Here is a 13,444-nt window from a genome sequence, read left to right on the forward strand (position 1 = left end):
GCTGGCAACCAGCGCATCTCAGGGCTCACCCGTCGTCTTCGACTAACTGATCAGGCAACGATCTTGTTACTGCCGAGCCATTTACTGAATGACTATTCGTAAATCCGCCTGCCCGGCGGGGCCTTGGCGGTTTGGGGCGGAAGGCGAGTAGGAGGAGGACGGCCGCGGGCGTCGTTGCAGTGGCGCAGGCGAGGAGGGCAGCGGGCGGAGTACTGGGTCTGAGCTGGCGAGGCGGAGGGCCTTGGAGAGCTCGGCATCGCGGGCGAACAACCGGGGGAAGGCGCCGGCAGCCGGCAGGGTGAAGGCGTCGACCGTGCCGATGATGAACGCGATCAGCAGGAGCAACGCCGTCGAAGTACCGGCGAAGTGGACAGTAAGGGCTAGAGCGAAGGTGGCGACGGCGAGAAGGGAGTAGCCCGACAGAAGGAGGCGGCGCGGTCCCACGCGGTCGCCGAGGACTCCGCCGGCCAGAAGGAGGACCGCTCGCGGGAGCGTGTAGGCGGTGAGCACCAGGCCGGCGACGTGCGGAGCGATCCCGGTCGCCGCCCAGCCGAGCGCGAAGAACACCGCTGCGTCATCGAACGTCGAGAGCGAGGCTCCCGCCAGCCAGGCGTAGAACGCCCGGTTCACGCTTCGATGAGGGTGGGCATGACGAGGGTGGTGAAGGTGCCTTGGTCCGCCGACCGGATGACTGTGGGGCGATCTGGGGTGGAGAGCTCCAGGAGGACGTCTGGGCCGACGCTTGATTCCAGGGCGGCGGCCAGGAGGGGAGCCGCGAAGCCGATGCGGATCGGGGTGCCTGAGCCGACCGCGTCGAGGTGGCCGGAGTTCTCGACCACGAGCTTGTCGGGGTCGATGCTGAGAGCAACCACTCCGTCACCGAGGAGGTCCAGCAGGCCGAGTCTGTTGACGATCACGCGGCAGACCGGCGGGGTGAGACCTTCGAGGATCGCCTGGTACGCCGGGAACTCCTCGTCGACCAGGTGGAGTTCGCGGACCTCGCCGTCGCGGACCAGCGCAGTACCGGTCGGGCTTGTTTCGATCCGTACTTCAACGCCTGCCGCGGCCCAGCGAACCAGATCGGCGAGCTCGTCGGCTCGGACGAGCAGAGAGCCGGGTGTACCGGTGAAGCCGAGCGGTTGGAGCTTGCGGACGGCCAGGCGATACCGGTCGGTGGCGACCAAGGTGACCTCGTCCTCGCCCAGCTCGAGCTGCACACAGACCAGGGAGGGGATGTCGTCAGTCGACGCTGCCGACGGCGCGACCTGGCGGATCGCGCTGGCCAGCTCGGGACCGCCTAGTACCACGCTGCGTTCCTGGGACATGGTGTTCTCCTTCGAGTTGAGTGTGCTGAGGATCCGGGCGGCCGCGCGCCGTGCAGCGTCGGCCCTGCCCTCGACCGTGCGCAGATGTGCTTGGACCACCGCGGCCGCCTCGCTCGGACTGCCGTCGAGTACCAGCCGGACCTCAGCCAGCGGCAGATCGATCTCCCGCAGGTCCCGAAGCAACCGGGCGCGCACGTCCTGCTCCGGCGCGTAGTACCGATAGCCGTTCCCCTCATCCACCTCGGCCGGGCGGAGCAGGCCGCAGTCGTCGTAGAACCGCAGCGCGCTCGGCGTCAGGCCCACCCGCCGGGCGAAGGCGCTGATGGTCAGCAAGTCATCGGTCATGGCAGAGATCCTCGCCCTTCAGCCAACTCGAAGGTCAACCCCAGTGAGCGGGACGCTCCGGTCGGCGGGTGAGTGGTTGCGAGGTCGGTCAAAATGGGGGCGTGACGAGGTTGTTCGTGGTGACAGGTGCGCCAGGCGCCGGCAAGTCGACCGTCGTGCCGGAGCTGCTCCGGCTGAACGACGGCGGCCTGATCGTGATGGACATGGACGAACTGCTGGACGACGAGGGCCGGGTGCTCGGCATCGACATCGCCTGCTCCGACGGCGCGCCCAACTGGCCGGCCTACAACCATCTCTGGCTGCGGATCACCGAGCTGGTACGCCGCTCAGGGTCGCCCGTGCTGCTGTTGTCCCCACTGATTCCCAGCGAACTCCCCGAGGGACGCTGGCTGCATCTGGACTGCCCGGACGACGTCCGGCGCAAACGGCTGCTGCAACGCGGCTGGAACTCCGCGGACATCGACGAAGCCCTGAAGGACGCCGCCGAGATCCGCAAACTGGTCCCCCGCTCCGTCAGCGGCAACGGCACCCCCGAACAGTCCGCCCGCCAGATCATCGCCTGGACCCGGGAATAGTCAGCGGCTGAAATACTCCTGGAGGATCTGGGTGTAGGCGGGGCTGATGCCCTCGAGGGTGCGGTCCGGAGTGCCGGGCCAATGGCCGACGGCTGGGATCCGGACGCTCTCGACCTCGGTGTTCCCAGCGGCCGCGGCGGCCCGGCGCCAGACCTCCAGGGTCTCCGGGACCGGCAGGTTCGCGTCCTCCTCGCCGTGGATCAGGAGCACCGGGCACTTCACGGTCGAGTACAGCGGCTCGGACTCGAAGTCGATCTCATGCCACACCGGCAGCTCGGGCCCCAGCTCCACCGGAATCCCGGCCAGCTCGAACCACGGCTCACCCGCCTGCCGCCGCAACAGCTCGTCCACCCCAGCCCTGGGCGCCCGACCTCGCAGCAAGTCAGCCACAGCGTCACGAATCTCCACCGCCCAAGCGACCGCCGTCTCGTCGTACCCGGCTCGCCGCACCGCCTCGACTGTCGCGTGCCGCATCTGCTCGGCCGGGCTGACCCCAGAGCACCCGAGCAACACCAGGAACGCCGTCTCAGGCCGTTCCGAGGCGGCCAATGCCGCGATCCACGTCCCCTGGCTGACGCCCCAGAACCCGATCGGTACTGCGTGGCGCGACCTCAGTTCGTCATACGCAGCCACAGCGCCCTGGGCCTGCACGGCGTACGGGATGTCGACATCGTCAGCCGGCCAAGGCGCCCGCTCGAAGCTCAGTACTGCGATCCCCAGCGGCGCCAGGGTGTTCGCGAGGTGCTCGAAGATCACCTGCCGGTACGACGAACTGCTGGAGCCGTGCAGCGCGACCACCCCGGCCCGGACGGGTCCCTCGACCGGAACAGCGAGCAACGCGGGACGCCCGTCGACCAGGATCTCCTCGGACTTGATCATCGACGGATCGTCACACGCCACCCGGGTCAAGGTTCAGCGCGACCGGCGCACGCTCAGGCGGCAGGAACAGCGGCAACTGCCCAGACCCCGGTGTGATCGACCCGAGCACACTCGAATGCCGAGCCCCGGTGCAGCTAGGAACGGTCCCGCCAAGCCCATTGACCGTCAGAAACCCCAGTACTGCGAACGCGTACGCCTCCTTCGCCGCAGAGGGCAGCCCGAGTTCGTCGGTACTCCGCACCGGTACTCCGCGAAGCTCCTCGACCAGCCGGTGCATCAACACGGGATTGCGGATCCCTCCACCGGCCGCGATTACCTCGGTTCCGCCGTACGCGTGCACCGCGTCGGCCACGGTCCGGGCGGTCAGCGCAGTCACCGTCGCGACCAGGTCGTCCGGCGCGATCTCGGGCAGACCGGCCATCATCGACGCCAGGTAGCTGAGGTGGAACAGCTCCTTCCCGGTGCTCTTCGGGGCCGGCCGCTGGTAGTACGGCTCTGCCAGCAGCCGCTCGAACAACCCTGGATGGACCTTCCCTCGCCCCGCCATCACACCGTCCGCGTCGAATGTGGACCGGCCGCCCGTGAGCTCGCGGACCACCGCGTCCATCAAGGCGTTCGCGGGCCCGGTGTCGAACGCGATCGGATCACCCGCCTGCGGAACCACAGTGATGTTGGCGATCCCGCCGAGGTTGAGGGCGACCGGCGTACCGGCTCGTCTGCGCAGCCAGAGCACGTCGAAGATGCTGACCAGCGGGGCGCCCTGACCGCCGGCGGCGATATCGCGGGACCGCAGGTCCGACACCACCGTCGTCCCCGTCGCCTCGGCGATCCAGGCCGGCTGGCCGAGTTGCAGGGTGCCGCGCGCCTCGCCGTTGTCGACCCAGTGGAACACCGTCTGTCCGTGCGAGACGATCACGTCCGCGTGACCGCCGCACAGTTGCTCGACCGCCTGCTTGGCGGCCCCGGCGAAGGCCTGTCCGATCCCGGTGTCGAGCCGGCAGACCTGTTCCGTCGAAGTAGTTGCTGGTGGCAACGTTGCGGTCAGATCGGCCCGCAACGCTTCCGGATACGGCCGGCTGAGCATCCCCAGCGGGGTCAGGACGATCCGGTCGTCCTCGAGCCGGAGATCCGCCGCGGCCGCGTCGATCGCATCGTACGAAGTGCCCGACATCAGGCCGATGACTCGCATGTCAGTCCCGCAACTCCCGCCGGTGATCGTCGCCTCGCAACGTCAGCAGCGCGACCACACTGACCGCGCAGGTCACCGCCACGTAGTACGCGGGGATGTCGATGTTCTTCGTCCGCTTGATCAACTCGGTGATGATCAGGCCGGCCGAACCGGAGAAGACCGCGTTCGACAGCGAGTAGGCGAGGCCCAGTCCGGTGTAGCGCGCTCTGGTCGGAAACATCTCCGCCAGCATCGCAGGGCCAGGCCCGGCCATCAACCCCACGACCAGCCCCGCGATGAAGACCGCTGCGCCCTTCGCCGCGTTCGAACTCTCCTTGTCCTGCAACAGATTCATCAAGGGAAACGCCAGTACTACGACCAGCGCGGCGCCGGTCGCCATCACCGGACGCCGGCCGATCCGGTCACTCAGCCAACCCGCCGGCAGGATCGAGAGCGCGAACCCGGCGTTCGCCAGCACCGTCGCCACCAGGGCCTGCTGGAACGTCGCATTCAAGGTCGCCTGCAGGTACGACGGCATCACCACGAGGAACGTGTAGCCCGCGGCGGACCAGCCCATCAGCCGGCCGATGCCGAGAGCAATCGCCTTGGCCGTCTCGGCCTTCTTCACCTCCTCGACCTCGGTTGATTGCAGTCGGGAGAAGTTCGGGGTCTCTTCGAGCCGGAGGCGCAACCACAGCGCGACCAAGCCGAGCGGGAGCGCCAACAGGAACGGCACCCGCCAGCCCCAATCGTTGAGGGCCGCCTTGCTCAGTACCGTCGCGAGGATCGCCGCCAACCCGGCGCCCGTGAGCAACCCGAGCGCCACGGTGAAGGATTGCCACGCGCCGTACAGACCTCGTTTCGTGCGCGGCGCGAACTCCGTCATGATCGCCACGGCCCCGCCGAACTCGCCGCCGGCCGACAACCCCTGCAGCGCCCGGACCAGCGTCAGCAGCCAGGGCGCTGCCGCACCGACGGTCGCGTACGTCGGGAGGAGGCCGATCAGGGTGGTCGATGCCGTCATCAACAACAGCACCAGGATCAGCGTCGGACGTCGGCCGATCCGGTCACCCACCCGACCGAACACCGCGGCCCCGATCGGCCGGAAGAAGAACGCGAGCGCGAACGAGGCGTAGGTCTTGATCAGGCTCTCGGCGTCACTGGTCGACGTGCTGCTGAAGAAGTTGGCCGCGATCACCGTGGCGAAGAAGCCGTACGCGCCGAACTCGTACCACTCGACGAAGTTGCCGACCGTGCCGGCCACCAGGGACCTACGGTGCCGCCGGACCTCGAGGGTCGCCGTACCGGGTGCTGTGCTCATCAGAACCTCTTCCGCTGGCCCCCCGTAACTTTCCTCCCGTCGCAGGTTCCATCTTGGTCTATGAGTTCCCCTCGCCGCGGGTACCGCGTGGCGGAGCAACCTTCCGCGGCGTACCGGTGTCATAGCTGGCAACGGAGGAAGGGGGTCAGATGGTCACCCGGGGTGAAGACTTCGACGACTTCGTGCGCGGCACGTCGACGAGGTTGTTACGCACCGCAGTCCTGCTCACCGGCGACCGGCCGGCGGCCGAGGACCTGGTCCAGGAGGTGTACGCGCGGGTCTACGTCCGCTGGCGCTGGATCAGGGGAGCGCCGGAACCGTACGCCCGCAAGACGCTGGCGAACCTGGTCACCAACCGCTGGCGCCGCAAAGGTCGCAAACCCGAGGTCGCCCTGGCGGAGCAACACGACCGGCCGACCCCCGATGGCACCGACAGGCACGCCGTCCGCGACCAACTGCTGACCGCGCTGCAGGAGCTGCCGCCACGGCAGCGGGCGGTGATCATCCTGCGCTACTACGAGGACCTGACCGAGGTCCAGACCGCCGAAGCACTCGGCTGCACTGTCGGCACGGTCAAAAGCCAGACCTCCCGCGCCCTGGACAAGCTGCGCCTGATCACCGAACCCGCGATCCTGGAGGGACTGCGATGACCCACACCGAGCTCAAGCAGCGGCTCAGCATGAGCGTCGACGACATCGATGCTCCGTCCGACCTGGCGCAGCGGGCCCGCCAGGCCGGCTCCCGACGACTGCGGCGACGCCGGCTGACCTCTCTGACCGCCGCGGCGCTGGTCGTGATCGCCGTCGGCGGAGGCGCCGTGGCACGTGACAGCCTGCTGGACCGGATTCGTCCGGACGATGTCGGAATGTCCGCTGCCGGCGATCCGTACGGCTTCCTGATGAAGGGCTCGACCCGTGGCGACCTCGCCGACGACAAGGCCTACCTGAACCAGGTCGTTCAGGCCTGGCAGCGCAGCCACGCGACTTCGCAGAACCAGGACCGCGGCATCTTCGACAACCTCCGCGGCGAACCGAAGGTCGCCTGGGCCGGAACCACCCCGGCAGGCCGGGCAGCCGTCGTCGTACAGCAGTCCTACCTGCGTCACCACGACAACATCCAGCTGGACCACGAGGGCATCTACACCCTGGCAGGCTTCGTCGGCGAAGGCGCGGACGGTACTGCCACCCTGGTGGCCGACAGCTACCCGGCTCCGGGAGTCGGCATGGCCACCGGGTTCGTGACGGGCGCCTCGGGCCGAAAGGCGCTGGTCGTGCTCGATACCGGTCAGGAGGTCGGCTGGTCGCACCAGCGGATCTACGCCGACGACGGGTCCAGCCGCCACGACTACACGCCCCTGAAGTTCGAGGACGGCGTCAGCGTCGTCGAACTGCCGGCCGGAGTCGACCTGGACGCGCTGCGGCTCAGCCCTCTTCCGGCCGAGAACCGCGGGTGGCTCCATATCCTCGGCGTGCCGTTCCAGCAGGGCTCCCAAAGCGGGGGGGACAAACGGCTCTGGCCCGAGTCCGGGTGGTTGCTGTGGGCCATGACATCGGGAGCCGAGGATCTCCGGAAGTCCGCGCTCGATTCCCTGGACAACGTGCTCGAGGAGGCCCGTGATCCGGCCGCCTACCTGATCGGGAGCTCGATGTGGGCCGGCTATGGCCGAACCCCCGACGGTTCACGGCTGCTGCTCGGCGAGCACATCCTCGACAGCGACCCGACCAGGGTGTACGCCGTGCTCACCTCGAAAGCAGGCAGCACCACCATCATCCCCGGCGGCGTCCCCGACAAGAACGCCGCCTTACCGGTCTCCATCAAGCTGCCTGACGGTCAGGGGTGGGCCGTTGCTCAGAAGGACGCTCAGTTGTCTTATCGCTTCGAAGGCGGTGCGTGGACTTCACCTCGGGCGAATGCCTCGCTGGTGCCGGCCGGGCAGGACGTTGAGGTGAAGGTGGTTCTCCGGGGTGTGGAGAAGATCGTGCAACTCCGCTAGAACTCGTACTCCCAGCCGGGTTGCCAGTCGAAGGGGGCGTCCACCAGGTTCTCGAGTGGGGCGCCCCCGTCGAGTAGGTGCTTGAGGCACCATCTGTTGGCCGAGTGCGCGACCACGAGCACCACGCGCCCGTCGTACAGGCTCTTGATGTCCTCGAGGAACGATCGGGTGAGTTCCAGCACCTGGCGGTAGCTCTGGCCGCCTGGGAACGGGGTATCTATCCGAAGCTTTCGTGGCCCGAGGGAATCCACCGGCGCGCCGTTGAGCTCGCCGTAGTTGCACTCTCGTAGGCGCCAGTCCTGGAGGTGTGGAGCTGTCAGCCCGGCTACTTCGACCGTCTGGACGGCCCGCCGCAGGTCCGAACTGAAGACCGCGTCGACATCCCGCCGCCGGTCCTTCAGCTCCAGCGCCAGCCGCTTGCCCTCCTCCGAGAGCTCGCCCGGCAGCCAGCCGGTGGCGATCCCGCGCTCGTTGTCGACGGTGATCGAGTGCGTCTCGTAGATCAGCTTCACAGTCACACCGGAGAACTTACTTGGTGCTCGTTACCGGCGGGTATATACTCAAGTTACTCGCGAGTACAGCGCCGTGAAGAGGTAGGGGAACCCTGTGAGCCACTACAAGTCGAATCTGCGGGACATCGAGTTCAACCTGCTCGAGGTCCTGGGCCGTGACGAGGTGCTCGGTCAGGGCCCGTACGCCGAGATGGACGTGGACACCGCCCGCGAGGTGCTGTCCGAGATCGACCGGCTGGCCAAGCACGAGTTGGCCGAGTCGTTCGCCGAGGCCGACCGGAACCCGCCGGTCTTCGACCCGGAGACGCACGAGGTCCGGATGCCCGAGGGCTTCAAGAAGAGCTACCACGCCTACATGGACGCCGAGTGGTTCAAGCTCGAGCTGCCGCCGGAGCTCGGTGGCCAGCCGACGCCTCCCTCGCTGCGCTGGGCCGCCGCCGAGCTGGTGCTGGGCGCCAACCCGCCGGTCCACATGTACGCCGCCGGCCCGAACTTCGCCCATGTCCTGTGGCGCAACGGCACCGAGCGGGACAAGAAGATCGCGCACCACATCATCGAGCGCGGCTGGGGCGCGACCATGGTGCTGACCGAGCCGGACGCCGGCTCCGACGTCGGCGCCGGGCGGACCAAGGCCATCCAGCAAGAGGACGGCACCTGGCACATCGAGGGCGTCAAGCGGTTCATCACCTCCGGCGAGCACGACCTGACCGAGAACATCGTGCACCTGGTGCTCGCTCGCCCGCAGGGCATCGAAGGCGTGGGCGGTCCCGGTACGAAGGGCCTCAGCCTGTTCGTGGTGCCGAAGTACGACTTCGATCTGGAGACCGGCGAGCTGACCGGCGAGCGCAACGGCGCCTTCGTCACGGGAGTCGAAAAGAAGATGGGCATCAAGGTGTCCACCACCTGCGAGCTCACCTTCGGCGAGACGATCCCGGCCAAGGGCTGGCTGCTCGGCGAGGTACACGAAGGCATCGCGCAGATGTTCGAGGTGATCGAGTACGCCCGGATGATGGTCGGCACGAAGGCGATCGCCACCCTGTCCACCGGTTACCTGAACGCGCTCGAGTACGCCAAGACGCGGGTCCAGGGCGCCGACCTGACGAACGCCGCGAAGACCGCGCCGCGCGTCACCATCACGCACCACCCCGACGTCCGTCGCTCGCTGATGACACAGAAGTCGTACTCCGAGGCGCTGCGTGCCCTGGTTCTCTTCACCGCGACGTACCAGGACCGGGCCGAGCAGGCGCGGTACGCGGGCGAGCACGACGAAGAGGCCGAGCGCGTGAACGACTTGCTGCTGCCGCTCGTCAAGGGCTACGGCTCGGAGAAGTCTTGGACCCTGCTCGGCACCGAGTCGCTGCAGACCTTCGGCGGATCCGGCTTCCTGCAGGACTACCCGATCGAGCAATACGTCCGCGACGCCAAGATCGACACCCTGTACGAAGGCACCACCGCGATCCAGGGCCAGGACCTGTTCTTCCGCAAGATCATCAAGGACCAGGGCAAGGCGCTCGGTCACCTGGCCGAGCAGATCCAGGCGTTCGTCGCCTCCGAGGCCGGCAACGGCCGGCTGAAGGAGGAGCGCGCGCTGCTCGCCAAGGGCCTCGAGGACACCCAGAAGATCCTGGGCGTGATGGGCCAGGCGTTGATGGCGAGCAACCCGCAGGCCGAGAACGGTGACCCGCGCAATATCTACAAGGTCGGGCTGAACACCTCCCGACTGCTGTACGTGCTGGGCGATGTCGTCTGCTCCTGGCTGATGCTCCGGCAGGCCGAGGTCGCACTGAAGCGGCTGGGCGAGGACCTCTCGCCGACCGACCAGGACTTCTACGCCGGCAAGCTCGCGGCGGCCCGGTGGTTCGTCCGCTCGACGATGCCGTCGGTGCGAGCCGAGCGGGTCAAGGCCGAGCTGACCGACCTCGACGTGATGGATCTGCCCGAGTCCGCTTTCTGATCTGCCCCGATCTGCCCCACCATCCGCCCTGGTGCGGACCGCTCTTCTGTAGAAGCGTTTCCGCGGAAGGCAAGACCACGACCCTGGCCCGGTCTCCCCTGTCCGAGCCAGGGCCGTGCCTTGTCTGCCCTGAGTAAGTGTTCAGGGGCGGCTCGGGGGTTCTGCCTGATCCTGCGCACCGCAGTACCGGCCTAGGGTCGAGCGACAGGTTGATGCGGGGTGGGATCGAGAGGCGGAACGGACGATGGCTGACGTGCGGCAAGTGGGGGCACTGCTGGTGGTGACGGGGGCAGCCTTGGCGTTCTGGTCGTTCGCGGACAGGGAGTCGACGGACAAGCACGAGGTGAGCCAGAAGATCTCCACGGTCGACCTCGACTCCCCGAACGCAGACATCACCATCAAGGTGGACGACGTCGAGAAGACCACCATCGAGGAGAAGCGCACGTACTGGCTGGTGAAGCACGGCGATGCCTACGAGGTGGACGACGAGACACTGCGGCTGGACGGGGACTGCGGCTGGCAATGCCGGGCGGACTTCGTCATCACGGTCCCCCGCGGTACGAAGGTGACCGGTGACAACGGTAGCGGCGATCTGTCCATCACCGGGGTCGGCGGGGTGGATGCCACGGCCCGGTCCGGCGACATCGAGCTGCGCGACGTCAGCGGCGATGTGAAACTCGACGTGACGTCAGGGGATGTGACGATCGACCGGATGACCGGCAAGCTCGACCTCAAAGCGACCTCCGGCGATATCGAGGCGACCCGCCTCAAGGGTGGCGCGGTGACGGTGGAGACCACCTCCGGCGATCTGACGGTCGAGCTGGACGAGGCGAACGACGTGACGGCCAAGGGCACCAGCAGCGACGTACGGGTGGTCGCGCCGGCCGGCAGCTACAACGTGCAGACGGACACGCACAGCGGTGACGTCGACAACGACCTCGGCGACGACCCGGCCGGCAGCCACCAGATCGACGCCACCACGGTCAGCGGCGATGTCGAACTCGCCGCCCGCTGAACCTGACGAAGCAGGCGTTTGAAGCCGGGTACTCGCAGAGGGAGCATCCCCCCGGCCACTGTGGGTTACGTCGACACGCGTTGCTCATGGATTCCGGGGTCCGGCCGGGGTAGCTTCGAAGTGTTCGGTGAAACTCGAGGAGGGCTCGGCATGAGCATCGGTGTGGGGATCTTCCTGATGGTGGTGGGCGCGATCCTGGCGTTCGCCGTCCGTGACTCCTGGGACGCCGTCGATCTGACCGTCGTCGGCTACATCCTGATGCTCGCCGGACTGGCCGGAATCGTGCTCTCCTTCTACATCACCAACCGCCGCCGCCGCGTCCCGAACGACGCCCTCGACCCGGCCGTGGAAGAGGAGTACCGGATCGTCGAGGAGCACAACCGCGACACCAAGGAGTAGCGCTCCTCAGCCGCCGGACAGCACCAGTTCGAGCCGGGCGGCACCGTCTGCGCTGACACGGACCGGAACACCCCAGTCCTGCCGATGCATATGGCAAGCCGGGAACTCCACCTCGGCCGAGTCATCACAGGAAGCAGCCTGTACTGCGACGTGCAGTACCCCGCCCCCGACGTTTTCGTCGATCACCAGTCGGCGGCTGAGATCGGTGGAATCACCAGCGCCTTCCTTCAGGAGGGCCTCGGGGGTCGACGAGATGAGCAGCCGGGTGGACGGTCCGTACCTGTCGTCCAGCTTCTGCCCGGGCGGCGGCGTGAACACCACCTCGAGAGTCACCTCGCCGCCGGCGATCTCCATCGGCGGGCGCTGGGTCCGGGTGCTGAACTCCGTCGCCTTCGCGGACGCGCCCAACGGGATCCGGGTCAGCCGGTGCGCCGCCGACTCGACCACCAGCAGCTCGTTGCCTACGACAACAGCTCCGCTGGGCTCGGCGAGCTCGGTCGCCATCGTCTCGACGATCCCCTGCGCCGGGTCGTACCGCCGTACGGCGCCGTTGTAGGTATCGGCGATCGCCACCGAACCGTCCGGGAGGACCGTCACGCCCAACGGGTGCTGCAGGAGCGCCTCCTCGGCCTTGCCGTCGCGCAGCCCGAAGTCGAACAGGCCGGTCCCGACGGCGGTGTGGACCTCGGTGTCGACCCAGCGGAGCGCGGAGATCTCGGAGTCGGCGAGCCACAGGCGGTCGCCATCTACCGCGAACCCTGACGTCTGGGCGAACCAGGCCTCGTTCTTAGCGCCATCGCGAAGACCTTCGTTCGTGGTGCCGGCTGCGACCTCGGTGGTCTTGGTGAACGGGTCGAAGGTCCAGAGCTGGTGCACGCCGGCCATCGCGATCCACACCTTGTCCTGCCACCACGCCACATCCCAGGGCGAGCTCAGGACGTCCGTGGTGTCGCCGTCCATCCATTGCTTGCCGGTGCCAACCAAAGTGGTCGTCACGCCGGTGGTGAGGTTGATCCCGCGGAGCGCGTGGTTGACCGTGTCGGCGACGACCACGTCGTACCCGACCTTCTCGGCGACATCGTCCGGCAGCAGGGTGAGACCGTTCGGCTCCGAGAAGGTCGCTTCGCCGGCCGGCCCGTCGTGGAATCCGCGCTGCTTGGTGCCGAACCTGCGGAGGATCGTGGTGGCGTCGTCCGCGAGTTCGACGATGCTGTGGTTGCCCGCGTCCGCGACGAGGAAGCCCTGCTGCGACTTGATCACCTTGGCCGGGAAGCGGAGTTCCGTTGCCTCAGGCACCGGAGCGACGTACGGCGACTTGCCGCGCGTCAACGTACCGGCCTTCTCATGCTCCACGATCAACTCAGCCAACTGGGCATCGAGCGCATGCGCATGCCCCTCGCCGGAGTACTGCGCGACGATGTATCCGTTGGGATCCACGAGCACCAACGTCGGCCAAGCCCGCGCGGTGTAGTTCTGCCAGGTCACGAGCTCCGGGTCATCCAGCACCGGATGCGCCACTTCATACCGCTCCACGGCAGCCTTGACCGCCTGCTCCTCCCCTTCATGCGCGAACTTCGGCGAATGCACCCCCACAATCACCAACGCATCCCCGTACTTCTCCTCCAACGGCCGCAGTTCATCCAACACATGCAGACAGTTGATGCAGCAAAACGTCCAAAAATCGAGGATCAAGAACCGCCCACGGAAGTCTGCGAGCCTCAGCTCCCGACCCCCGGTGTTCAACCATCCCCGACCCTTGAGCTCCGGCGCACGAACATGCATACCCCCATTGTCCGCCCCCACCCAACGCCTCGACGCCGGGTGCCCAGTTCGTGGGCGCAGAGGTGTGGGTGGTTCGCGGTACGCCAGGCGAATGTGGTTCGTCGGGCGGTAGGTGGATGTGGTTCGTCGGGCGGTAGGTGTGGGTGGTTCGTCGGGCGGTAGGTGTGGGTGGTTCG

The 13,444-nt window shown here is 67.5% G+C and carries 13 protein-coding genes; 6 read left to right on the top strand and 7 right to left on the bottom strand.

The features are described from left to right. Nucleotides 1–81 precede the first annotated feature (81 nt). Together VFG33_RS00245 and VFG33_RS00250 are read right to left on the bottom strand one after the other, a co-directional pair. A complete protein-coding gene (locus VFG33_RS00245) occupies nt 82–630 on the bottom strand; it encodes an MFS transporter (protein WP_325021036.1) in 549 nt (182 codons plus the stop codon). Next, nucleotides 627–1,670, bottom strand: coding sequence for a DNA polymerase III subunit beta family protein (locus VFG33_RS00250; protein ID WP_325021038.1), 1,044 nt, complete (start codon nt 1,668–1,670; stop codon nt 627–629). Before VFG33_RS00250 ends, VFG33_RS00245 begins: the two co-directional genes overlap by 4 nt. A 101-nt stretch (nt 1,671–1,771) precedes the next feature. Here VFG33_RS00250 and VFG33_RS00255 point away from each other — a divergent pair, with 101 nt between their 5' ends. Continuing rightward, a complete protein-coding gene (locus VFG33_RS00255; protein ID WP_325021040.1) occupies nt 1,772–2,245 on the top strand; it encodes an ATP-binding protein in 474 nt (157 codons plus the stop codon). Here the strand turns inward: VFG33_RS00255 and VFG33_RS00260 are convergent, their stop codons facing one another. The 3 genes from VFG33_RS00260 to VFG33_RS00270 are packed head-to-tail and all read right to left on the bottom strand — an operon-like array spanning nt 2,246 to nt 5,613. Further along, nucleotides 2,246–3,124, bottom strand: coding sequence for an alpha/beta hydrolase family protein (locus VFG33_RS00260; protein WP_325021042.1), 879 nt, complete (start codon nt 3,122–3,124; stop codon nt 2,246–2,248). A gap of 10 nt (nt 3,125–3,134) precedes the next feature. Further along, nucleotides 3,135–4,313 (bottom strand): anhydro-N-acetylmuramic acid kinase, encoded by a 1,179-nt coding sequence (locus VFG33_RS00265; RefSeq protein WP_325021044.1) that lies wholly within the window; start codon nt 4,311–4,313, stop codon nt 3,135–3,137. Nucleotide 4,314: 1 nt separating this feature from the next. Further along, a complete protein-coding gene (locus tag VFG33_RS00270) occupies nt 4,315–5,613 on the bottom strand; it encodes an MFS transporter (RefSeq protein ID WP_325021046.1) in 1,299 nt (432 codons plus the stop codon). A gap of 149 nt (nt 5,614–5,762) precedes the next feature. Between VFG33_RS00270 and VFG33_RS00275 the strand changes: the two genes are divergently transcribed. Next, nucleotides 5,763–6,263, top strand: a complete 501-nt coding sequence (locus VFG33_RS00275) for a SigE family RNA polymerase sigma factor (RefSeq protein WP_325021048.1) — start codon at nt 5,763–5,765, stop codon at nt 6,261–6,263. Continuing rightward, nucleotides 6,260–7,606 carry a hypothetical protein gene (locus VFG33_RS00280; protein WP_325021050.1) on the top strand — a complete coding sequence of 449 codons (1,347 nt, stop codon included), beginning with the start codon at nt 6,260–6,262 and terminating at the stop codon, nt 7,604–7,606. Before VFG33_RS00275 ends, VFG33_RS00280 begins: the two co-directional genes overlap by 4 nt. Here VFG33_RS00280 and VFG33_RS00285 read toward each other — a convergent pair. Next, nucleotides 7,603–8,124 (bottom strand): histidine phosphatase family protein, encoded by a 522-nt coding sequence (locus VFG33_RS00285; protein ID WP_325021052.1) that lies wholly within the window; start codon nt 8,122–8,124, stop codon nt 7,603–7,605. The genes VFG33_RS00280 and VFG33_RS00285 overlap by 4 nt on opposite strands. 88 nt (nt 8,125–8,212) lie before the next feature. Here VFG33_RS00285 and VFG33_RS00290 point away from each other — a divergent pair, with 88 nt between their 5' ends. The 3 genes from VFG33_RS00290 (at nt 8,213) to VFG33_RS00300 (ending at nt 11,486) form a co-directional block, all read left to right on the top strand. Further along, nucleotides 8,213–10,072 carry an acyl-CoA dehydrogenase gene (locus VFG33_RS00290; protein ID WP_325021054.1) on the top strand — a complete coding sequence of 620 codons (1,860 nt, stop codon included), beginning with the start codon at nt 8,213–8,215 and terminating at the stop codon, nt 10,070–10,072. 244 nt (nt 10,073–10,316) lie between these two features. Further along, nucleotides 10,317–11,087 carry a DUF4097 family beta strand repeat-containing protein gene (locus VFG33_RS00295; protein WP_325021056.1) on the top strand — a complete coding sequence of 257 codons (771 nt, stop codon included), beginning with the start codon at nt 10,317–10,319 and terminating at the stop codon, nt 11,085–11,087. 150 nt (nt 11,088–11,237) lie between these two features. Beyond that, nucleotides 11,238–11,486 carry a DUF6458 family protein gene (locus tag VFG33_RS00300; RefSeq protein ID WP_325021059.1) on the top strand — a complete coding sequence of 83 codons (249 nt, stop codon included), beginning with the start codon at nt 11,238–11,240 and terminating at the stop codon, nt 11,484–11,486. Between the two features lie 6 nt (nt 11,487–11,492). On the opposite strand, the gene VFG33_RS00305 is transcribed toward VFG33_RS00300, so the two are convergent. Further along, complete coding sequence (locus VFG33_RS00305) at nt 11,493–13,268, bottom strand: NHL domain-containing thioredoxin family protein (protein ID WP_325021061.1); 1,776 nt, start codon at nt 13,266–13,268, stop codon at nt 11,493–11,495. Nucleotides 13,269–13,444 lie beyond the last annotated feature (176 nt).

This window comes from Kribbella sp. (genome assembly GCF_035687465.1).
Taxonomy (GTDB): domain Bacteria; phylum Actinomycetota; class Actinomycetes; order Propionibacteriales; family Kribbellaceae; genus Kribbella.